Consider the following 21,759-nt stretch of genomic DNA (forward strand, 5'->3'; position numbering starts at 1 on the left):
GATCGTTCATGGTGGGTGTGGTCTCCGGGAAATGGTTCGGATCGGCTTAAGCAACCAAATCCTACGTCATTTCAACGGCTTGCGCCACATCCACCAACCCCCATGAATTTTTCAGGCTAGCAGAGAGGGTGCTTGCGGTGCACTCACTGAACGAGATCGCAAATGGACGCGCGTAACCACCAGAACTGGCGACACCCATGGTGGTCCGCTGGACCCGCAGGAGGAACCACAAGGTGTGAGCGGGCAGAGCGCAAGCGAGTGCCTACTTCGATCTTTCTAGAAGCGCGCCGGCAGCCTGGGCGGGGGGCTTGGGGGTCAGACTGCCGGCGCACGCCACTCACGAAGAGCGGCCCCTTTTCGTGGTTCGAACGCCCATAGTCAACCCGGAAACGTCAGGATGCCCGCCATGTTGTTTTCAGAGCGGCGCGACCCGGCCATGTTGGGTGATTCAGCCTAGGAGTAGCCACTCTCGTAGGCCGAGTTGATGCTCAAGCCAGCATCGCCTTGCCGACTAGGAAGAGTTCGCGTTACAACCCTTCGTCGCGAGCCGATGCCGTCGTGCACGTTTCGTAGCACTCCGGGCGGCGCCTTGCTGTTCGGCGAGCCCATGTGAAGTTCCTGCATCGGAAAGTTGACGAGATTCTCTTGGCGGTACTGCGCCAGAGGCATTCCAACCGAATCAAGCGTCGACAATCAGCCGCAAGCTTCACACCACAAGAGCGGTAGTCCACCCATTGCAGATTATCCGAGTGATCAGGCGGCGTCCGAAATGTGCGACTCTGCCTCAAGGATTCCCACAGGTATGGAAAGCGATCTCGCTATCCGATCCCGATATCCCTTGTTGTACCTCAGACCTCGCTCGATGTTTTGGATTTCCTCAGCGGCAAGCCCGCTCGCGACCGCCAGGTCCTCGATCGAATACCCAAGGTGCTCACGATAAGCGCGGACGATGTGGGTCCCCTGCGACATAGCCGTCAAGACTGGTTCGGGAATGCGCGAATCGTTCATAAACATCTCCAAGAACATGGGAGCTCCCTCGGGAGATACCTCCCCGCGGCCCACACCCAGCAAATCAAAAAGGACGTCCATTCGGCCGGACCGGCCTCATCCATGGAATGGGCCGCCTGAATTGGGAGCCGGGTCGGAATATGGCGGCTCACCCCCTTCTGATCAAGTTCCAGGGCCCCTCCTGAGATGGCCTGATCAGCTGTAGCGCATCCGACCTGCGATTCCTTCGCGAATAATTCTCGCCGATGGCTTTCTTGAACACCAACTCGAACTCCCGGGACGGACACTGGTTCCTTCGGCCAATCTCCACCGGCGAAGCAGCGAAAGACCCGCTCGTGAAGCCGCCGGCTTTGTGCTGACGTCGGCTCTAGCAAGCTCGATCGCCCTGTGCCCCGATCAACCGGCCGAAAAAGGGACGGCGATTATCATGATGCTGCTACCGAGTTTCCCAAATTGCAGCAAACGCTGGTCATCTGGTTTTCATCCGGGCTTGGAATCCAGACAAGGGGTAGCGCTTTCCACCGACGAGCATCGCCACCTGTACAGTTCACAATCATTCGACCGTGACCGATTTTGCGAGATTGCGCGGCTGGTCTACATCTGTCCCCATGAAGAGCGCCGTGTGGTAGGCAAGAAGCTGTATCGGCAGCGAGAAGATCATTGGCGCGATAATCTCGTCGACAACCGGCAGCACGAGCGTGTGCATGGTGTCGAGTTTCGATGCGGCTGCCCCATTTTCATCGGTGATGAGGATAATCCGCCCTCCACGGGCAGCCACTTCCTGCATGTTGGAGACGGTCTTGTCGAAAAAGCGGTCATGGGGCGCGATGACGATCACCGGCATGTTCTCGTCTATCAATGCGATCGGCCCGTGCTTCAATTCACCCGCTGCATAGCCCTCGGCATGGATGTAGGAAGTCTCCTTGAGCTTCAGCGCACCTTCCATCGCTAGCGGGAAACTGGTGCCACGGCCGAGATACAGGACGTCACGACACTTTGACAGTTCGCGCGACAAGAACTCGATCTCCGGCTGGATCCTGTTGAGTACCTGGCCCATGACGCGCGGCAATTCGGCGAGGCTCCTTACGAGCGCCTGCAGCTCGTCTTCGGGGACGGTCCCGCGGGCTCTGGCGGCGCCGATGGCGAGTGCGGCTAATACGGCAAGCTGGCAGGTAAAAGCCTTGGTAGAGGCGACGCCTATCTCAGGTCCGGCAAGGATCGGGAAGACCGTATCGGCCTCCCGAGCGATGGTCGATTCGCAGGCATTGACGATAGCGCCAATTTTCAGCCCACGCTCCTTGCAGTACCTCAACGACGCAAGCGTATCGGCGGTTTCGCCGGACTGCGAAATGAAAAGAGCCGCCGATTGCGGCGGCAACGGGATGTCGCGGTAACGGAATTCGGACGCAACGTCGATTTCAACCGTCAGGCGCGCATAGCGCTCGAACCAGTATTTTCCGATCAGTCCGGCGAGATAGGCGGTCCCGCAGGCAGAGATCGCCAAGCTCGGAACCTTGGCGAAATCGATGCCAGGAACCATGTCGCGATTCTCTAGGATGTTGGTGTAATGACGGAGAGTATGGGCGATAACCTCGGGCTGCTCGTAAATCTCCTTCTCCATGAAGTGGCGATGGCTGCCCTTGTTGGCCAGATCGGCCGCGGCCGTGGAGATATGGCGCGGACGCTCGACGGGATGGCCGTCGATATCGAAGATATGGGCGCCCGAATTGCCGACAACGGCCCAGTCGCCGTCTATGAGATAGGTAATTTCGTTGGTGAAGGGAGCAAGCGCGATCGCGTCGGAGCCCAGGAACATCTCACCGTCGCCGTGACCGATCGCCAGCGGTGGTCCGTTGCGCGCCGCCGTGATGGTCGACGGTTCATCTTCGAAGAGCACGGCAAGCGCATAAGCGCCCCTGACGCGTTTCAGCATGGCACGCGTCGCTTCTTGCGGCCTCATGCCCTCCCGTCGGTATCTTGCCAAGAGATGCGCGACGACCTCCGTGTCGGTGTCGGTCTGGAACTCGGCGCCCACCGCCGCCAATTCGTCCTTCAGCTCGGTGAAATTCTCGATGATGCCGTTGTGGACGACGGCGACACCGTCGGTAAAGTGCGGGTGCGCATTGCGTTCCGTCGAGGCCCCGTGGGTTGCCCAACGCGTGTGGCCGATGCCGATATTGCCGCTCAGCGGCTCTTCCTTCAGTCTCCTCTCGAGATTGACGAGCTTGCCCTCGGCGCGCCGGCGATGCAAGGCGCCCTCGATGATCGTCGCAACGCCGGCGGAATCATAGCCGCGATATTCCAAACCCTTCAACGCGCCGACCAACCTATCCGACACCGGCTGTTGCCCAACGATGCCAACAATCCCGCACATGTTCGTCTCCGCATTCTTTCGGGCAGCTTCAGAGGCGAGACGGATACCCACCGGCCGCTTTATGACGGACCTTGTAGTAGTATGCCGTAATATTGGTAAAATTGATTGTAGTGATAACTACCATCCACCCCATGGATAAGGCCGCGTCTGTGGGCCCTGACCTAACTTCTATTCGTGCCTGACGCTCTTATGACGATCGCAAACTCACACACGCGGCAGGATCACGCGGTGAACGGTGAAGCCTCAGAGAGGCCAGCAGGCCTGGACAGCGGACGTACGACGCCGTGCCCCGCCGATTTGGCAGCCGATGTTGAGCAAGACGTCATCCCACAAGGTGACATCCTCGGCCCTTCGGCGGTCTCGCTTCGCCTCGTCAAGGGCGCACGGCGAAACTGGATCGTGGGGCCCAACGCCAACGACCGCGTTGCACTACAACGTCTGGTGAGGGCGAAGGCGACTGGAACCGGGGTCGCCTCGGGACGCTATTCGGACAGGAGAAGGCCTACCGCATCATTGCCATTCTTGACCGCGAGCGCGCACGTTTGCAGACACGAGCGGAATCGTCACGCGCAACTCCGAGGCGGCAGCCCGCGCGGCGGCCATGTAGGACATCGCGCCAGCAAAAGCCGGCCCTGGCATTTTCCGCTCGGCACTCAATCTTCGATTTAGCGTACTCAGCAGATGCGGGGGACAGGATTATCGGTGTCGCAAAGTGCGCATCTCAGCGTACATCAAACTCGGAGCTGGCGCGTCTGCTTGCGTCCATCGATCCGGCCATGGGTCTCGCGAAATGTGCAACTCATCCAAGCCGCATTACGCAGGGGGGATAAGCCATCTAACCTCGATTCAAACAGGCACTCATGCGCTGGCTGAAGTAATGACGAGACTCATTGCACCAGCCCAGTTCATGTGCAGACAACCGCTTTGGGCGCCGAACAGATCGATTGGCGGCATAGCCTTATCTTGCCTCACAAGACTTGCGGTCCGGGAAGGCCGTTTCGGGACTTTTCGAATCAGCGGATCACAGGCTCGCCATGGAAGCGGCGGCGCGATGGAGGAGAAACGCCGAAGCCAACTTCCATCATCAGCCGTGGCCTGTGCGCCGGCACGGTGCCCATATGGAACCCGAACGGATCCTCGACGAAACCGAAACCGGCCTCGCCGGTCAGCGTGACCGGGCTCTGCTTGCCGTACACGTCCAGAATCTCTTGCGCGGGATGGCCGGCGACAAGCGTAAGTTGGTGCTTGAGGGCGCGGCGATCATGGCTGCCGCGGACATAGACATGCGGGCCGGTCCCCTCGTCGACGGGCACCAGATAGAAAAAGAACTTCAGCATCCGCCAGTCGTCCAGGTCGAAGTGGTATTTGCCGAGCGAAGCCAGGTTCTTGTCGGCGTCGGAGGCCTGGCCGGTCGGGAAGCTCCACCAGACGCGCGTTGTGATCAGCGTCGCCTGGCCGCCCGAGATAGGGCGCGGCAATATCCATGAGCAGCGGATCGTTTTGGATGGCAACGGCCGAGTTACAGCCCAGAATGCGCTCGAAATAATGGCCGCTGAGCAACGGACGGCCAAATCGCGCCTCAGCCTCCGCATGCTCCGCCGGCATGAATTCGAGTCGGCGATCGAAATTGCCGAAACAAGGTGTGCACCTGGCGAATGCGGCTACATCTTCAGGCACCATTGTTGGCAGGACGAGGCCGGGAAAAAGCCCATCGATCCGCAGCGCGTCGACAACGTCCTGGCAATTGACACCGGCAAACATCGTGTCCTGGGCTCTTTGCGACCTTCGGACCGGCTTTGCACCACGCCAGTGCATTCTCCGTGCCGGCATGGTGCGCGCCAAAACATGAACATGGGCAGCCACGCCGGGTTCTCGCGAATATCCGACAGGTAGGTCGGAATGCGTACGGCTACGACGCAGCATGCTGCCGTTTCGGGCGATTGTCTCAAGGCTTGCAGCGCCGGCTTTGTCGGGGTTCCTAACGGTCATCGGGATCCTCAGGGCATGAATGCACTTATCGACGAAGGTTGGGTCCCAGTGCTTCGCCGAAACCCGATTCGCCGCGGAAGAACTAGGCGCTCGCCACGTTTTGTGCAACGCACAATTGCAGTGAGAAATGGAGGTTGCGCGTTCGAATAAGACAGACAAGCACAACCACCCGAATTACCTCAGGAACTGTCTGTAGCCGCCGCCCATCAGGTAGCGGCCACGTTGGATGGCGCGACGTACCTGATCGCGAAGATGGCCACCTGGATGACGCCAATCTTCTTCGACACGGCGTCTCCCGAACAAGGCAATGGCGACCTCTTGATGAGATGCTCCTGCAAGCGAGCCATCCAAAGCCTGGAGTACCATACGCAGACGCGCTCCGCGGTGTTCCGGCGGAAAGCAAGCAGCTGACAGGCGGCCGCAACCATTGACGTGGTTCAGGAACTGAAGGGCAGCGACATGGAACTTGAGGTGCTGCGGCTGAACAATTGCGTCGACATATAGCCGCAACGGGCCGAGGACGGACGCACCGGAAACGGCGATCTGCAGACTCCGGCAGTTCTCCCTCAGCAGCACGTGCTGCACGCCCGCAGCTGTCAGCAGGATGTCCTTGCAGCATGAGAGCGAAGTAAGGTGAAGCGGTTCAAAATCGTGGTCGAGCCCAAGCGGCTCCGCGGCCGCTCGTAGAATACAGGCGCAATCGCGCGGATCCCAAAAGACCCTTGCCGATGTAGCGTCCGAAAGTGGCGCGTCGGCGAAAAAGAAGGCTCCATTGTCTTGGGAAAGCTGATCCTGTCGTCAACTCGATTATCTGCATGTCGCCTTGGGGTCCGACAATGCAGGCGGACGGTGCCATTTTGGCGTGGTCGCGCTGGAATTGTGGATTGCGCCGAAGAAACTCCCAGGCCCAGCCAGTGCGTGGCAATCGTCTGGCATAGTGGTAAGCGTCGTGGCGACGCCAGTCCGGCCAGCATTCAAGGCCGACCGTCGCTTCCTTGGGCAGACCAGCATCCTTCATGGCTCAGGTGTCCACAATGGCGCTATGCCGACGGGCCTAGAACCGGTTGCCACAGTACCGGTCCAATCAGACGTCCCCTGCTGCGGATGCGCAAAAGGCTCGCGTGGGAAATCTCGAGAAACCCAGCCACCGCCTCCGTTTTGCCGACGCACTTGGGTTCTCCGATGCGCGACAATGGCCACGTAGCCAGGCGGAGGATCCGCTCCATGCGCGTATCCGTCACCGTTACGATCCGGGTCAGATTTTTGGCCAAGCCGAACTCGATCATGCCCGCGAAGAGCTCGTAGGTCGCCTGGGCCAGCCCGCCCGCGGCCTTGGGCGCCGACGGAGGAAGATCGAGCGCGAAACGACTGCTCTCCCATATGTCGGTGGTCGAGGGCACGACGTCAGCACCCAGCAGCACCGGGAACGTGTCGCGCAACATTGTGGGTCCGGTGCTGGGCAGAAGACGCACGCAACCGCGAATTCGCCAGTCGGATCCTTTGAGGAGCAGATAGACAGGCTTGAGAGCATCAAACGGATCGGATTCCATCTGGTCTTCGGTATCAACTTCCCAATCGAGCCTTTCCTTGAATACCCGAAACCTGAGCCCGTGCATCTCTTTGAGTTCGCCTGCAAACTCGTTGTAAAAGTCTGGTGTTATCAGTTGCATCATGGTCGCCTCCATGTGGGATGTGTTCCCGCCATCGAAGGGCAAAGCTGACAGCGATGCAGCCTGTAGAGGTTTACAGGTATCGTGGCTGAAGAATCAGGATCTCGTCTGGCCGGAGGCAGCCATGCGTGCAACGGCCTGGTTGATCGTTCGAACGCCAAACTTTGCCTTGGCGTTTTCCAAGTGAAAAGTCACGGTGCGCTTTGAGACGCCGAGAAGCTGGCTAGTATCCCAAGCCGACTTGCCGCGCGCTGCCCATTTCAGGCACTCGAACTCCCGCGGGGTGAGCGTTACACCATCCACCACGCGATCATCGGCGAGCCTGCGCCGGACATGGATATGAAAGTTGATGGCCACCAGCTGCAATGCTTTTTCGTAACGTGCCAGTGACCGCAACAGAAGCGGACGGGACTCGTCGGAAGCAAAGGTCAGGGCAGCAAACCGGCCGAGATGATCATGCATGGACATCGTCAGGCCGCCGCAGATGCCAAACTCAGCCGCACTCTCCAGAATTTGTTGCTGCGAATTCGGCAGACAGTGTCGAGCGCGGTCCACACCCCAATCGAATGTATCCCAGCCTTGCAGCCCGCGCAGGATGACCGGATCAAGACTGTGGTACCGCTGTTGCAGATAACGTGATGTCCAGGATGAAGGATAGTTTGAAATCAATTGGGGGGCGTCGCCGGAGGCCGACGGGTAAGTGAAATAGGCGAATAGCGGGAAGTCGAAGCCGGCTGCAGCGGAGGCCATTGCCTCACAGAGATCGGCAGCATCAACACTTGCAGACAGTTGCTCGACGAAGTTCTCAAACACGCGATGCATTTGCCCTGTGCGTAACCTCCGTTCGCTCAATGCCAGGCAGAGACCTTGTTTTAAACGATCCCGGACGGATACAGCGCGTGCCGAGAACGTGGCTAATCTGTTGAACCAATCCGAAATAGTCTGACGTTGTCTATGAGACGTGTGCCGCCGAGCCAGGCCGCCGCAAGCAACCGTGCCGGTCGATCAAGGCTTGTCATCGGGTGCAGATCTGCCTCTTCGCGAAGTTCCAGGTATTCGACCTCGCGATAGCCTGCAGCCAGAATTGCTGCGCGAGATTCTGCAAGCGTTGGCAGGACGGGTGAGCCGCGCCCAAGCCGCTCAGCCGTCTTGAGCAGGACCGATGATAGCTTGGGAGCAACAGCGCGTTGCGCTGGCGAGAGCCGCACATTGCGCGATGATAGCGCAAGACCGTCGGCTTCACGGACTGTCGGACAGGCAACAATGGTGATTGGAATATCCAGATCCCGGGCCATGCGCCTGACCAGGTGAATTTGCTGAAAGTCCTTTTCGCCAAAGAAGCCGAAGTCAGCGCTGGTCTGCAGGAAGAGCTTGGCGACGACGGTCGCCACGCCATCGAAATGTCCCGGCCGGAAGGCACCGCACAGGCCCTCGCTGACACCGGACACCGAAACGGTGGTGGCGAAGCCCGCCGGATACATCTCCTCTGCATCTGGCGCATAAAGCAGGTGCGCGCCAACCGGTGCCAGCTTGGCGGCATCCTCGTCCTCGGTGCGCGGATACGCGGCAAGATCGGCCTGGCTATTGAATTGCTTCGGGTTGACGAAGAGCGTCACGATCACACGGTCTGCTTTCTTGAGTGCAGCGCGCACCAGGCTGAGATGGCCCTCATGCAGGACGCCCATCGTTGGCACCACGGCAATCCTCACGCCCTCGCGGCGCCATGCGGCGACGATTTCGCGAAGCTGGTCAACGCTCCTGACGATCGGCACGCTCACGCTGCTTCTCCGCTCTTGGTGGCGTCCGTGTCGGCGGGCTTGGGCGCATCGGCAAACACGTGCTTGGCGGCCGGAAACTGGCGCTCCTTCACCTCGTGCGCATAGGAAGCGATTGCAGCCGCAGCCGCCTCCCCCAGTTCAGCATAGCGCTTGACGAACTTGGGTCGGAAGTCGCCGAAGAGGCCCAGCATGTCGTTGACGACGAGAAGCTGGCCGTCACAGGCTGCCGAGGCACCGATGCCAATGGTCGGGGCCGCCACCTCCCCGGTGATCCGGCGGGCGAGCGCTTCAGGAACCTTTTCCAGGACGACCGCAAAGGCGCCCGCTTCGCTCACCGCAATTGCGTCGCGCCTGATGCGCTCGGCATCCCCGCCCCTGCCCTGCACGCGGTAGCCACCGATGGCGTTGATGGCCTGCGGCGTCAAGCCGACATGAGCCATGACGGGCACGCCGCGTGCGGCGAGGAAGCCGATCGTCTCTGCCATCGTTTCGCCGCCTTCGAGCTTGACGGCAGTGCAGCCGGTCTCCGACATGACGCGCGCAGCATTTCGGAAAGCCTGCTCTGGGCTTTCCTCGTAGGAACCGAACGGCAGGTCGACCACCATCAGCGCCTGCTTGATGCCACGGCGCACCGCCTGGCCGTGCGTGATCATCATCTCCAGCGTGACACCGAGCGTCGAGGGCAGGCCGTGGAGAACCATGCCGACGCTGTCGCCGACGAGCACCACATCACAATGGGGATCGACAAGCCGGGCGACTGGGGTGGTGTAGGCGGTAAGGCAGACGAGCGGCGTCCCACCTTTGCGCGAACGAATATCCGGCGGTGTGATCGCCTTGGTATCACCAAACGCGCTCAATGGATCCTCCTTCCCCTACGTTACCGCGGGTGTCGCCTTTCGCACATTTTTGTGCAGGTGCGAAGAGCTAAAAAATGGCCGTGCAGCTGTGGGGTGTTGACGTGCCGACAGGCGCGCTTACACTAAATCGATTAAGGTGCCCCCCGAGCTGGCAGACCAATTCGCGAACATGGACGATCAGGCAATACGACTCAGGAAAGACAGAGCCGCCGTGAATGCCGACGACGTCAAAGTGGACCTGATCGCCTTTGTGGTCGCCGTAAACGACAGTGAACCCTGTGTGCTCACCATCGGCCAGGCGGACACCTTGCCCTCCGGTCCCTTTGCGCTTGAGCACCGATCGCTGCAATCCGGCTTGAGGGGGTGGGTCGAGCAGCAGACCGGCCATCGGCTGGGGTACATTGAGCAACTCTACACGTTCGCTGATCGGGATCGCATCGGCGCCGAGCGCCAGCAGCGCGTCATCTCCATCAGCTATCTTGCATTGACCCGCAAGGAACAGGCAGCGGGCCCGCCCAAGTGCGGATGGCAGAGTTGGTATGAATATTTTCCATGGGAGGACCATCGCTCCGGCACGCCTCCGGTCGTGCTGGATGTTCTGCGACCACGCCTGATTGAATGGGCAAACGGCGTCCGCGATGCGGCCACGCGACGTGAACGCTGGCAGCGGGCGACGATAGCCTTTGGCTTCGACGACCGCCTTTGGAACGAGGAACTCACGCTGCAACGCTATGAGTTAGTTTACGAAGCAGGCTTGGTCCAAGAGGCCGTAAGAGGGCGGGACGGGGCGCCCCCTCCGCTGGTGCCCAGCAAGTCCATGGTCGCCGATCATCGCCGCATCGTGGCGACCGGCATTGCGCGGCTGCGCTCCAAGATCAAATACCGGCCGGTCGTCTTTGAGCTGATGCCGACGGTCTTCACGCTTTTGCAGCTGCAGCGAACCGTCGAGGCGCTCGCCGGCAGGCTCATCCACAAGCCGAACTTTCGCCGACTGATCGAACAGCAGGAACTGGTCGAGGAGACCGGAGAGGCCACCACTGAGACCGGCGGCCGGCCAGCGAAGCTTTTCCGTTTCCGCCACGCCGTTCTCGACGATAGGCTCATCTCCGGGACAAAATTGCCGCTGGCGCGGGGTTGACATCCCTTATACTCACAGCAAGTATATGCTGGTTATTTTCAATTAGAGTATAAGCGGGAGGGGGTCGATGAGCGCCATGCTGCCTACGGCCGCGTTGCTCTACGAGCACGTCCGACGAGTGATCCCGCCGATCGAATGGCCGGCTTTCGCCGAGGATATCGAGGCGATCCTTGCTCTGAAGCGCGAGCGCAACGCCATCATCCTGGCGCACAACTATCAGACGCCCGAGATCTTCCATTGCGTGGCCGACATCGTCGGCGACAGCTTGGCACTAGCCCGCACGGCTGCGACGATCGAGGCGCAAGTCATCGTGCTGGCCGGCGTCCATTTCATGGCCGAAACGGCCAAGCTCCTTAATCCGGACAAGACCGTGCTCATTCCGGATCTCAGCGCCGGTTGCTCGTTGGCGGAATCAATCACGGCAGAAGACGTGCGCTTGATGCGCCAGCGTTATCCCGGCGTTCCGATCATCACTTATGTAAACACGTCGGCCGAAGTGAAAGCCGAGTCGGATATCTGCTGTACATCCGGCAACGCCAAGGCGGTCGTCGAATCCCTTGGGGTTCTCCGGGTGATCATGCTGCCGGACGAATATCTGGCCCAGAATATCGCCGCCCAGACCGATGTGCAGATCATCGCCTGGAAAGGGCATTGCGAGGTGCATGAGCGCTTTACACCGGCCGACATCCGCGAGTTGCGCGAAAGCCATCCCGGCGTGGTCGTGCTCGCCCATCCCGAATGCCCGCCCGGCGTCGTGGCTGAAGCAGATTTTTCCGGCTCGACGGCTGCCATGTCCGACTATGTCGAAAGGCAAAGGCCGCCACGTGTCGTGCTGATGACGGAATGCTCGATGAGCGACAACGTCGCGTTAGCGCACCCAGAGGTCGAGTTCATCCGGCCCTGCAATTTGTGCCCGCACATGAAGCGGATCACGCTTGCCAACATCCGCACGGCGCTCGAGCAGAACCACCATGTCGTAACCATCGAACCCGGGATCGCCGGGCGCGCGCGGCTTGCGGTCGAACGGATGCTGGCAGTTTGAGCGCCGACCTCCGCAGCTTCTTCGGGCGGCCGATCATCATCGGCGGCGGCATCGCCGGACTGATGACCGCGCTTCAACTGTCGCCGGAGCCGGTGCTTCTTCTGTCAAGGTCGCTGCTGGGAGCTGACAATTCGAGCACCTGGGCACAGGGGGGTCTGGCTGCAAGTTTCGGCGAAGACGACGATCCGGCAATGCACCTGGCCGATACGCTTGCCGCCGGGGATGGTCTCTGCGACAGAGACGTGGCGAGCCGCATCCTCCAAGCCGCGCCCAAGGCGATAGAGGGGCTTGCGGGCTTTGGGGTTCCCTTTGACCGCACGCCGAAAGGATCACTGTGCCTCGGATTGGAGGCCGCACACAGCCGACGTCGCATCGTTCATGCGCATGGGGACGGCACCGGGCGTGAGATCATGCGTGCCCTGATCGCGGCTGTGCGTTCCACTCCGTCGATAGTTGTCGTGGAGGGCGTGGAAGCACGCCGGCTGGCCGTGCGAGAGAATGCGATCCGAGGCGTCTGGGCGAGCTGTTCGATCGGACCTTTCTTCTTCGGCTCACGGCGGGTCGTCCTCGCCACCGGTGGCATCGGGGGACTGTTTCTCGACACCACGAACCCTTGGGGCAGTTGCGGACAAGGCCTTGCACTTGCGGCCCGCGCTGGAGCTGTCCTAGCCGACCTCGAATTCATCCAGTTCCACCCGACCGCGCTTGACGGCCCAGAACGCCCTATGGCGCTGGTCAGCGAGGCTGTCCGAGGCGAAGGTGCTGCCCTGATCGATGAAACCGGCCAGGCTTTTCTTCAAAGCGTGCCAGGGGCGGAACTTGCGCCTCGCGATGTCTTGGCCCGCGCCGTTTGGAACCATCTTGCGAACGGCCACCGTGTTTTTCTCGACGCCCGACAACGGCCTGGCCCGGCATTCGCTCGACATTTCCCGACAATCGCATCATCCTGTCGTGGAGCGGGCATCAATCCCGCGCGCGATCTCATCCCCATTCGTCCGGCCCAACACTACCATATGGGTGGCGTTGCCGTGGACAGCTTTGGCAGGACCTCCGTCGAGGGGCTGTGGGCCTGCGGCGAAGTCGCTTCGACAGGACTGCATGGCGCCAACAGGCTCGCCAGCAATTCCTTGACCGAGGCAATCGTGTGCGCCCGCTGGGTCGCTGAAAGTGTCGCCGGAACGCCTGCTCGCAGAACAAGACCTGCGTTTGCGAATGTTTACCCACCGCCCGCTCCGATACCCGTGCGTGTTTTCCTGTCGCGCGCACTCGGCATCGTCCGGGATGGTGAAGGTTTGAAAGCCGCCGCACGTGCCTTATTGCCGCTCGCCGAAAGCAAGGACGCGGCCTCGGATCCGGCGGCTGTCGGGCTAATGATCGCGGTTGCCGCCTTGTTGCGCGAAGAAAGCCGCGGCGCTCATTACCGGACAGATTTTCCTTATCATGCGACTGCCGCCCGACGGTCCGAAATCACGCTCGAAGCCGCCTTGGCCGCTGCGCGCGAACTCGGACACTCGCCAAACTTGGAAGGGGCAAAGTGATGAGGCTCTCACCGCTTCCCACGGTCATGCTTGAGCCGCTTGTACGGGCATCGCTTCTTGAAGACCTTGGCAGAGCCGGCGACTTGACCACGGATGCCATCGTCCCGAAGGAATACCAAGCGGGAACCGTGTTGGTGGCGCGACAGTCCGGAGTTGTCGCCGGCCTCGATCCGGCGATGCTCGCTTTCCACTTGATTGATCCTGATGTCGAAATCTCGGTGGAGCGGGCAGACGGCTGCAATGTCGGGGATGGAGAGATCATTGCATCAGTGGTTGGCCCGGCCCGGGCCATTCTCACAGCCGAAAGGACGGCACTCAATTTTTTGTGCCATCTGAGCGGCATCGCCACAGCAACGGCATCGATCGTCGCTGCGGTTCGTGGATATGGCGCGAAGATCGTCTGCACACGCAAGACGACGCCTGGATTGCGGGCAGTCGAAAAATATGCCGTGCGCGCAGGTGGCGGGTCCAATCACCGCTTCGGCCTGGACGATGCAATTTTGATCAAGGACAACCACATCGCCATCGCAGGCGGCGTCCGCCCAGCGCTCGAGCGAGCACGAAGAGCGGCCGGTCATCTCGTCAAGATCGAAGTCGAGGTCGATACTCTGGCCCAGTTGGAGGAGGTACTTGGCTTCGCTCCCGATGCGGTTCTGCTCGACAACATGTCCCTCGCCGATCTTCGCCGCGCCGTCGCAATCGTCGGTGGCCGCGCTATCACCGAGGCTTCTGGCGGGATCACGTCCCATACAGCGCGAGCGGTTGCCGCGACCGGCGTTGATCTGATTTCGGTCGGCCGACTCATCCACAGCGCGCCGATCCTGGATATCGGCCTCGACCATCGGGGCTCATGATTGTCTGAGTAACGAACAGGATTTGGTCAACTGTCCTCTCCGATCGTCGACAGTCAGATAGCAAAGACCCCGCAAGACAGACCGGAGGAACAGCATGGACATGCAAACGGCAAGTTCAACGCAGACATCGCCACAGGCTCAATCCCCTGACACTGGAGCGTGGACCCTGGAAAAGGCTCAGGCACTTTACCATGCCCCCTTCAACAATCTCCTCTTCCTGGCGCAGACCGTGCACCGCCAGAATTTCGATCCAAACAAGGTCCAGCTCAGCCGGCTGCTCAGCATCAAGACGGGCGGATGCCCGGAGGATTGCGGCTATTGCAGCCAGTCGGCGCATCACGAGACCGGCCTGAAGGCGTCGAAGCTGATGGAGGTCAGGCGCGTCGTCGCCGAGGCGAAGAAAGCGCGTGACGCCGGCGCCACGCGTTATTGCATGGGAGCCGCCTGGCGGAACCCCAAAGCGCGCGACATGGATGCGATGGTGGCGATGGTCGAGGGCGTCAAGGCGCTGGGCATGGAGACCTGCATGACGCTGGGCATGCTCGATCTTGAGCAAGCCGCTCGTCTGAAGCAGGCGGGTCTCGACTATTACAACCACAACATCGATACGTCGGAACGCTACTACAGCGAGGTCATCAGCACGCGGAGTTTCGCCGAGCGGCTCGAGACACTCGAGCACGTTCGCCAATCTGGCATCAAGGTCTGCTGCGGCGGCATTATCGGCATGGGCGAGGAGCCGGTGGACCGGATCGACATGTTGGTGACGCTGGCCAATCTGCCGGAACATCCGCAAAGCGTTCCGATCAACATGCTGATTCCGATCGCCGGCACGCCGCTTGCCGATGCCAAGCCCATTGAGCCGATCGAATTCGTGCGCGTGATCGCGCTGGCGCGCATCATGATGCCGAAATCGCATATCCGTCTCTCCGCCGGCCGTATGGCCATGACCGACGAGATGCAGGCGCTGTGCTTTTTTGCCGGCGCCAACTCGATTTTCGTCGGCGACACGCTGCTGACGGCGGACAATCCCGGTGAGGACAAGGATACCCTGCTGTTCCGGCGCCTTGGCATCGAGCCGATGGAACTCGAAGCGCAATGAACGGGGCGCCGCTTGCCAGTTATGATGCGACCTTGAAGAGGCTGGCGCGCAAGGACCGGCTGCGGACGCTTTCGCCCCGCGCCGGGCTGGACTTCTCGTCGAACGACTATCTCGGGCTGGCCTCGTCCAGGAGACTTGGCGATGCTGTTGTGGCGGCGATTGCGCGGGGCACGCCGGTTGGCGCCACCGGGTCGCGGCTGTTGCGCGGCAATGCACCGGAACACGAGCAGCTCGAGGCAGACGCGGCGGCATTCTTTGGAGCCGACCGCGCGCTGTTCTTCGGCAGCGGCTACATCGCCAACTTCGCTCTGCTGAGTGCCCTGCCGCAGAAAGGCGATCTTTTGGTTCTCGATGAGCTCGCCCATGCCAGCATGCATGAGGGTGCGCAGGCCGGGCGCGCACAGTTCGTGCTGGCTGCGCACAACGATGCCACCGCTGTTGAGGATGCGATCACACGTTGGCGCGCCGCAGGCGGCATGGGATGCGTCTGGATCGCGGTGGAAAGCCTTTACAGCATGGATGGCGACTGCGCGCCTTTGGAGAGCCTGGTCGCGCTTGCCGATCGGCACGGCGCATTCATCGTCATTGACGAGGCGCATTCGACCGGCGTCTGGGGACCGGACGGCCGGGGGCTTGCCGCCGCTTTCGAGGGCCGCGACAACATCGTCGCGCTCCACACCTGCGGCAAGGCGCTCGGCGCATCTGGTGGGCTCGTGACCGGGCCGAGGACACTGTGCGAGTATCTGATCAACCGTTGCCGGCCATTCATCTACGCCACCGCGCCATCGCCGCTGATGGCAGTGGCAGTGCGCGAAGCGCTCGCAATGCTCGCCGACGAGCCTATGCGGCGTGTTCAGCTGCATGAACGCGTTGCCCTCGCCGGCCGCCAGCTGGCCGAGCGCTGCGGCGTGATACCCAGCGGCTCGCAGATCCAGCCCCTCGTAATCGGCGATGTCAGGCGCACCATGGCAGTGGCGGCGCGCCTGCAGGCCCGCGGCTTCGACATACGCGGTATTCGTCCTCCGACCGTGCGCACGTCGCGGCTGCGCATCTCACTGACGCTCAATATCGGCGAAGCCGACATTTCCGCCATGGTCGAGGCGCTGGTCGAGGTGTTGGCCCAAAGATTGCCGGAGGCGATATGACCCAACGCATCGTCATCACCGGAACCGACACGGGAGTTGGCAAGACCGTGTTTGCGGCTGGGCTCGCCGGTTTGCTCGACGGCTTTTACTGGAAACCGGTGCAATCGGGCCTCGACGGCGAGACCGACAGCGAGGTGGTCGCGCGGCTTGCCGGCTTGCCCTCAGAGCGCGTGCTGCCGGAAGCCTACCGCTTGCGGAGCCCGCTGTCGCCGCATCGTTCGGCCGAGATCGACGGCGTGGCGATCAAGGCTGACGATCTTAACTTTCCCGTCCTACCGACGCCGCTCGTCATCGAAGGCTCCGGCGGCCTGATGGTGCCGCTCAACCGGCGCACAAGGTTCATCGACATCTTCGCTGAATGGCGGCTGCCCGTTATTCTGTGCGCCCGCACCACGCTCGGCACCATCAACCACACCTTGCTCTCGATCGAGGCGCTCCGCGCCCGATCCATCCCGTTGGCCGGCATCGCTTTCATCGGCGATGAGATGGCCGATACGCAACGGACCATCGTGGAATTCAGCGGTGCGCCGCAGCTCGGCAGGCTGCCGCACCTCGATGTGCTGACGGGCAAGACACTGAGGGACGCAATGATTGCCGGCTTCGCCTTCGCCTCGATTACTGGAGGTGACTGATGTCGCAGTCTCATGTGTGGCATCCCTTCACCCAGCACGCGCTCGAGCCTGCGATCCCAGAAATCGTCCGGACTGAAGGCGCCTATCTCCGCAGGGCGGACGGCGCCCGCATCCTGGACGCCATCTCCTCCTGGTGGGTCGTCACACATGGCCACCGCCATCCCCGCATCATGAAGGCAATCGAGACAACCGCGTCGAGCCTCGACCAGATTATCTTTGCGGGCTTCACGCACGAGCCGGCAGAGCGCTTGGCCAAGGCGCTTGTCGGCCTCGCTCCCGCTGGACTCGACTGGGTGTTCTATTCCGACAGCGGCTCGACCTCAGTCGAAGTCGCGCTGAAGATGGCGCTCGGTTATTTCCGCAACATCGGCGCCCCGCGCTCGCGCATCGTCGTCATGGATCACAGCTATCATGGCGACACGATCGGCACGATGAGCGTCGGTGCGCGTGGCGTGTTCAACGCCGCCTACGAACCCTTGCTGTTCGAGGTCGACACCATCCCCTTTCCGGCAGCGGGGCGCGAGCAGGAGACGCTGGATCGTTTAGAGGCTGTGACCCGCGATCGACGAGCCGCAGCCTTAATCGTCGAGCCGCTGGTGCTGGGCGCCGGCGGCATGCTGATGTATCCGGCTTCAGTTCTGGCCGAATTGAAGAAGATCACTGAGGCCTCCGGCACGCTGCTGATCGCCGACGAAGTGATGACCGGCTGGGGGCGGACCGGAACCATGTTCGCCTGCGAGCAGGCATCGATCTCTCCAGATATCCTGTGCACCTCGAAAGGCCTGACCGGCGGCGCCATCCCGCTGGCCGTAACGCTTGCCACCGATGCCATCTTCCAGGCTCACTATTCCGAGGACCGGAAGAAGACGTTTTTCCATTCGAGCTCCTACACTGCCAACCCGATTGCCTGCGCGGCAGCACTTGCCAATGTCGAGATCTGGCGGGACGAGCCGGTGGCCGAGCGGGTCGCGGCGTTGAGCGCAATGCAGGCCGCCGGGCTGCAACGCTTTCGCGACAATCCCTGCTTCACCGACAGCCGGGCGACCGGCACGATCGCGGCACTCGATCTGCGCACCGGCTCCGCCGGTTATCTCGCCGAGATCGGGCCGAAGCTGCGCGCTTTCTTCCTGGAGCGAGGACTACTTGTGCGCCCGCTCGGCAATGTCCTCTATCTTATGCCGCCCTATTGCATCACTGGCGGCGAATTGGACGGGCTCTATGACGCCATCGAGGAGGCCGGCGCACGCTTCGGTTCGAGGCCATGAGCAGGTCGTCGCGCATTCTCGGGTTCGGCCATCATGCGCCTGGGCGCAAAGTGGTGAATGCCGAGATCGAGAGCAATCTCGGGCTCGAACCGGGCTGGATCGAACGGCGCACCGGAATCCGTTCGCGCTTCTGGGCAACGGATGACGACACGCTGTCTGGTCTTGCCACGCAGGCCGGCGACATGGCGCTGGCAAATGCCGGCATCAACCGCGGCGACATCGGTTTGCTGTTGCTCGCCACCTCGACGCCCGACCACCTTCTGCCGCCTAGCGCGCCGCTAGTCGCGCATCAGCTGGGACTGAGCCGCGCCGGTGCGGTCGATCTGACCGGCGCCTGCGCCGGCTTCATCTATGCGCTGATGTTCGCGGACGGATTTACCCGGCTGCACGGCAAGGCGGCCCTCGTCATTGCCGCCAATATCCTCAGCCGCCGCATCAATCCGGCCGAACGCGCCAGTTCGGCCCTTTTCGCCGATGCCGCAGGCGCCCTGGTGATTGGTCCGTGCGAGGACCCGGATCGGGGCATTCTCGGTGCCTCGGTGGATTCGGACGGCTCGCGCTACGGGCTGATCCAGATTCCCGCAGGAGGAAGCAACAAGCCGTTCCACGGTGACCTCGATCTCGCGCAAACCCGAATGAGGATGACGGACGGCCGCGAAGTGTTCGCAATGGCCGTGGAGATGATGACCGATTGCTCGACAAGCGCTCTAGCCGCTGCCGGAGTGCGGCCACACGATGTCGGCCGGTTCGTGCCGCATCAGGCCAATACCCGGATTTTCGGCGCGGTCGGAAGAAACCTCGGAATTGCGGACCAAGCAATTGTCAAGACGATTGCCGAATACGGCAACTCTTCGGCCGCGACGGTCCCGCTGTCGCTCTCGCTCGCCAACCAGACGGAGCCATTCCAGCCAGGAGAGAAAGTCCTTCTGGCGGCGGCCGGTGCGGGTCTCAGCGGCGGCGCTCTCGTGGTTGGAATCTAGCCGGCCGGCTCACGCGCGCAGGACTGGTCATGAATGGCAATAGGAGCAACAGAACCAATGCCAAAATGGCCTTCTGAAGCTCGACATGACCAAGCTGACGCAGCACGACCCGTGCGAGCCTCTGGATGAGTTCAAATGCAACACCCGTTGCACCAATCGTACCATCTGAATAAAGCTCAATTACAAAGGGTGAGCCGCCCATATATGTCGGATACCAGACATTGTTCACATAAAAGGCTCGATGCTTACACGCTCTTTGCTGGCTGCTCTTTGCTGTCTTCTCTTTTCTCTTTGCTCTTTGCTCTTCCGTCTTGACTAGCAGGAGCCTGCGGCTTATCTCATTGCCGCGTTAGCACTCGCTTCGGCTGAGTGCTAGGCATGCTCCGGCAACGGAGCACCGTTCAACATCCGCACCAAGGAAACCAAAAATGGCAAAGTCGAATTTCCGGCCGCTGCATGACCGCGTGGTCGTTCGCCGGGTCGAATCCGAATCCAAGACCGCCGGCGGGATCATCATCCCGGATACGGCAAAGGAAAAGCCGCAGGAAGGCGAGATCATCGCCGTCGGCTCCGGCGCTCGTGACGAAGCTGGCAAGCTGGTCCCGCTGGACGTCAAGGCCGGCGACCGCATCCTGTTCGGCAAGTGGTCGGGCACCGAAGTCAAGCTCAATGGCGAAGACCTTCTGATCATGAAGGAATCCGACGTTATGGGCATCATCGGCTGACACGCCGCCGCCTTTCCTTCGCGATCAAATCTGAATTTCGGGCGAAATGCCCAGGAGTAAAAAAATGGCTGCCAAAGACGTAAAATTCTCCCGCGATGCCCGCGAGCGCATGCTTCACGGCATCAACATTCTCGCCGACGCGGTGAAGGTGACCCTCGGTCCAAAGGGCCGCAACGTCGTCATCGACAAGTCGTTCGGCGCCCCGCGCATCACCAAGGACGGCGTCACCGTCGCCAAGGAAATCGAACTTTCCGACAAGTTCGAAAACATGGGCGCGCAGATGATCCGCGAAGTTGCTTCGAAGACCAACGACATCGCCGGCGACGGCACCACGACCGCGACCGTTCTGGCGCAGTCGATCGTCCAGGAAGGCAACAAGGCGGTTGCCGCCGGCATGAACCCGATGGACCTGAAGCGCGGCATCGATCTGGCCGTGACCGAAGTCGTCGCGGCGCTCGGCAAGGCTGCCAAGAAGATCAAGACCTCCGAGGAAGTCGCCCAGGTCGGCACGATCGCCGGCAATGGCGACGAGTCGGTCGGCAAGATGATCGCCGAAGCGATGCAGAAGGTCGGCAACGAAGGCGTCATCACCGTTGAGGAAGCAAAGACCGCCGAGACCGAACTCGAAGTGGTCGAAGGCATGCAGTTCGACCGCGGCTACCTCTCGCCCTACTTCGTCACCAACGCCGACAAGATGGTTGCCGAGCTCGAGGACGTCTACATCCTCCTGCACGAGAAGAAGCTGTCCAACCTCCAGGCCATGCTGCCGGTTCTCGAAGCCGTCGTGCAGACCTCGAAGCCGCTGCTCATCATCTCGGAAGACGTCGAAGGCGAGGCTCTGGCCACGCTGGTCGTCAATAAGCTGCGTGGCGGCCTGAAGATCGCCGCCGTCAAGGCGCCGGGCTTCGGTGATCGCCGCAAGGCGATGCTGGAAGACATCGCCATCCTCACCGGTGGCCAGGTCATCTCGGAAGACCTCGGCATCAAGCTCGAGAACGTCGGCCTCAACATGCTCGGCCGCGCCAAGAAGGTGTCGATCTCCAAGGAGAACACCACCATCGTCGACGGTGCCGGCAAGAAGGCCGAGATCCAGGGCCGCGTTGCCCAGATCAAGCAGCAGATCGAAGAGACCACTTCGGACTACGACAAGGAGAAGCTGCAGGAACGTCTGGCGAAGCTCGCCGGCGGCGTTGCGGTGATCCGCGTCGGCGGCGCGACGGAAGTCGAAGTCAAGGAAAAGAAGGACCGCGTCGATGACGCCCTCAACGCGACCCGCGCGGCCGTGGAAGAAGGCATCGTCGCTGGCGGTGGCGTTGCACTGCTGCGCGCTTCGCTGGCCATAGCCGCAACCGGCGCCAACTCCGACCAGACCGCCGGCATCAACATCGTTCGTCGTGCACTGCAGGCTCCGGCCCGCCAGATCGCGGCCAACGCCGGTGCGGAAGCATCGATCGTTGCCGGCAAGATCCTTGAGAACAAGGGCTTGACCTTCGGCTACAACGCCCAGACCGGCGAATATGGCGACATGATCGCCATGGGTATCGTCGATCCGGTCAAGGTCGTTCGTACCGCTCTCCAGGACGCGGCCTCGGTCGCCGGCCTGCTGGTCACCACCGAAGCCATGATCGCGGAGGCTCCGAAGAAGGAGTCGGCTGGCGGCGGCAT

General features: G+C 61.5%; 19 protein-coding genes and 1 pseudogene. 11 read left to right on the plus strand and 9 right to left on the minus strand.

What is annotated here, in order from left to right; all coding sequences use genetic code 11:
• Positions 1-753: 753 nt before the first annotated feature.
• The 9 genes and pseudogenes from NKI38_RS31560 to panB form a co-directional block, all read right to left on the minus strand.
• Positions 754-1,008 (minus strand): helix-turn-helix domain-containing protein, encoded by a 255-nt coding sequence (locus NKI38_RS31560; RefSeq protein WP_352664527.1) that lies wholly within the window; start codon positions 1,006-1,008, stop codon positions 754-756.
• 553 nt (positions 1,009-1,561) lie between these two features.
• Positions 1,562-3,382 carry a glutamine--fructose-6-phosphate transaminase (isomerizing) gene (gene glmS, locus NKI38_RS31565; RefSeq protein WP_352664529.1) on the minus strand — a complete coding sequence of 607 codons (1,821 nt, stop codon included), beginning with the start codon at positions 3,380-3,382 and terminating at the stop codon, positions 1,562-1,564.
• Positions 3,383-4,395: 1,013 nt separating this feature from the next.
• A pseudogene (locus tag NKI38_RS31570) lies at positions 4,396-5,371 on the minus strand (hypothetical protein).
• 174 nt (positions 5,372-5,545) lie between these two features.
• The gene (locus NKI38_RS31575) at positions 5,546-5,956 is read right to left on the minus strand and encodes a DUF2285 domain-containing protein (RefSeq protein WP_352664531.1); all 411 of its coding nucleotides are present in this window, start codon (positions 5,954-5,956) and stop codon (positions 5,546-5,548) included.
• 58 nt (positions 5,957-6,014) lie between these two features.
• Positions 6,015-6,389 (minus strand): transcriptional regulator domain-containing protein, encoded by a 375-nt coding sequence (locus tag NKI38_RS31580; RefSeq protein WP_352664533.1) that lies wholly within the window; start codon positions 6,387-6,389, stop codon positions 6,015-6,017.
• A 22-nt stretch (positions 6,390-6,411) separates the two neighbouring features.
• On the minus strand, positions 6,412-7,044 hold the full coding sequence (locus NKI38_RS31585) for an acyl-homoserine-lactone synthase (RefSeq protein WP_352664535.1): 633 nt from the start codon (positions 7,042-7,044) through the stop codon (positions 6,412-6,414).
• 93 nt (positions 7,045-7,137) lie between these two features.
• The gene (locus NKI38_RS31590; RefSeq protein WP_352664537.1) at positions 7,138-7,863 is read right to left on the minus strand and encodes a LuxR family transcriptional regulator; all 726 of its coding nucleotides are present in this window, start codon (positions 7,861-7,863) and stop codon (positions 7,138-7,140) included.
• 92 nt (positions 7,864-7,955) lie between these two features.
• A complete protein-coding gene (gene panC, locus NKI38_RS31595; RefSeq protein WP_352567808.1) occupies positions 7,956-8,819 on the minus strand; it encodes a pantoate--beta-alanine ligase in 864 nt (287 codons plus the stop codon).
• A complete protein-coding gene (panB, locus tag NKI38_RS31600; RefSeq protein WP_352657666.1) occupies positions 8,816-9,676 on the minus strand; it encodes a 3-methyl-2-oxobutanoate hydroxymethyltransferase in 861 nt (286 codons plus the stop codon). Before panB ends, panC begins: the two co-directional genes overlap by 4 nt.
• Before the next feature lie 169 nt (positions 9,677-9,845).
• On the opposite strand from panB, the gene NKI38_RS31605 reads away from it, so the two are divergent.
• The 11 genes from NKI38_RS31605 to groL form a co-directional block, all read left to right on the plus strand.
• The gene (locus NKI38_RS31605) at positions 9,846-10,814 is read left to right on the plus strand and encodes an NUDIX hydrolase (protein WP_352664539.1); all 969 of its coding nucleotides are present in this window, start codon (positions 9,846-9,848) and stop codon (positions 10,812-10,814) included.
• A 67-nt stretch (positions 10,815-10,881) separates the two neighbouring features.
• Complete coding sequence (gene nadA / locus NKI38_RS31610) at positions 10,882-11,856, plus strand: quinolinate synthase NadA (RefSeq protein WP_352664541.1); 975 nt, start codon at positions 10,882-10,884, stop codon at positions 11,854-11,856.
• Positions 11,853-13,394 (plus strand): L-aspartate oxidase, encoded by a 1,542-nt coding sequence (locus tag NKI38_RS31615; protein ID WP_352664556.1) that lies wholly within the window; start codon positions 11,853-11,855, stop codon positions 13,392-13,394. The genes nadA and NKI38_RS31615 overlap by 4 nt, the downstream gene beginning before the upstream one ends.
• Positions 13,394-14,248 carry a carboxylating nicotinate-nucleotide diphosphorylase gene (gene nadC, locus NKI38_RS31620; RefSeq protein WP_352664543.1) on the plus strand — a complete coding sequence of 285 codons (855 nt, stop codon included), beginning with the start codon at positions 13,394-13,396 and terminating at the stop codon, positions 14,246-14,248. The genes NKI38_RS31615 and nadC overlap by 1 nt, the downstream gene beginning before the upstream one ends.
• A gap of 100 nt (positions 14,249-14,348) precedes the next feature.
• The gene (gene bioB / locus NKI38_RS31625; protein ID WP_352604139.1) at positions 14,349-15,347 is read left to right on the plus strand and encodes a biotin synthase BioB; all 999 of its coding nucleotides are present in this window, start codon (positions 14,349-14,351) and stop codon (positions 15,345-15,347) included.
• Entirely contained in the window at positions 15,344-16,492 is a 1,149-nt protein-coding gene (locus tag NKI38_RS31630; RefSeq protein ID WP_352664545.1) for an 8-amino-7-oxononanoate synthase, read from the plus strand. The genes bioB and NKI38_RS31630 overlap by 4 nt, the downstream gene beginning before the upstream one ends.
• Positions 16,489-17,124 (plus strand): dethiobiotin synthase, encoded by a 636-nt coding sequence (bioD, locus tag NKI38_RS31635; protein WP_352664547.1) that lies wholly within the window; start codon positions 16,489-16,491, stop codon positions 17,122-17,124. Before NKI38_RS31630 ends, bioD begins: the two co-directional genes overlap by 4 nt.
• Positions 17,124-18,389 carry an adenosylmethionine--8-amino-7-oxononanoate transaminase gene (locus tag NKI38_RS31640; protein ID WP_352664549.1) on the plus strand — a complete coding sequence of 422 codons (1,266 nt, stop codon included), beginning with the start codon at positions 17,124-17,126 and terminating at the stop codon, positions 18,387-18,389. Before bioD ends, NKI38_RS31640 begins: the two co-directional genes overlap by 1 nt.
• Positions 18,386-19,369, plus strand: a complete 984-nt coding sequence (gene bioZ, locus NKI38_RS31645; RefSeq protein ID WP_352664550.1) for a 3-oxopimeloyl-[acyl-carrier-protein] synthase BioZ — start codon at positions 18,386-18,388, stop codon at positions 19,367-19,369. The genes NKI38_RS31640 and bioZ overlap by 4 nt, the downstream gene beginning before the upstream one ends.
• A gap of 428 nt (positions 19,370-19,797) precedes the next feature.
• On the plus strand, positions 19,798-20,094 hold the full coding sequence (gene groES / locus NKI38_RS31650) for a co-chaperone GroES (RefSeq protein ID WP_352664552.1): 297 nt from the start codon (positions 19,798-19,800) through the stop codon (positions 20,092-20,094).
• Between the two features lie 64 nt (positions 20,095-20,158).
• The coding region (gene groL, locus NKI38_RS31655) for a chaperonin GroEL (RefSeq protein ID WP_352664554.1) at positions 20,159-21,759 on the plus strand (1,601 nt) is incomplete at its 3' end.

It is taken from the genome of Mesorhizobium sp. M0621 (genome assembly GCF_040320745.1).
GTDB lineage: Bacteria > Pseudomonadota > Alphaproteobacteria > Rhizobiales > Rhizobiaceae > Mesorhizobium.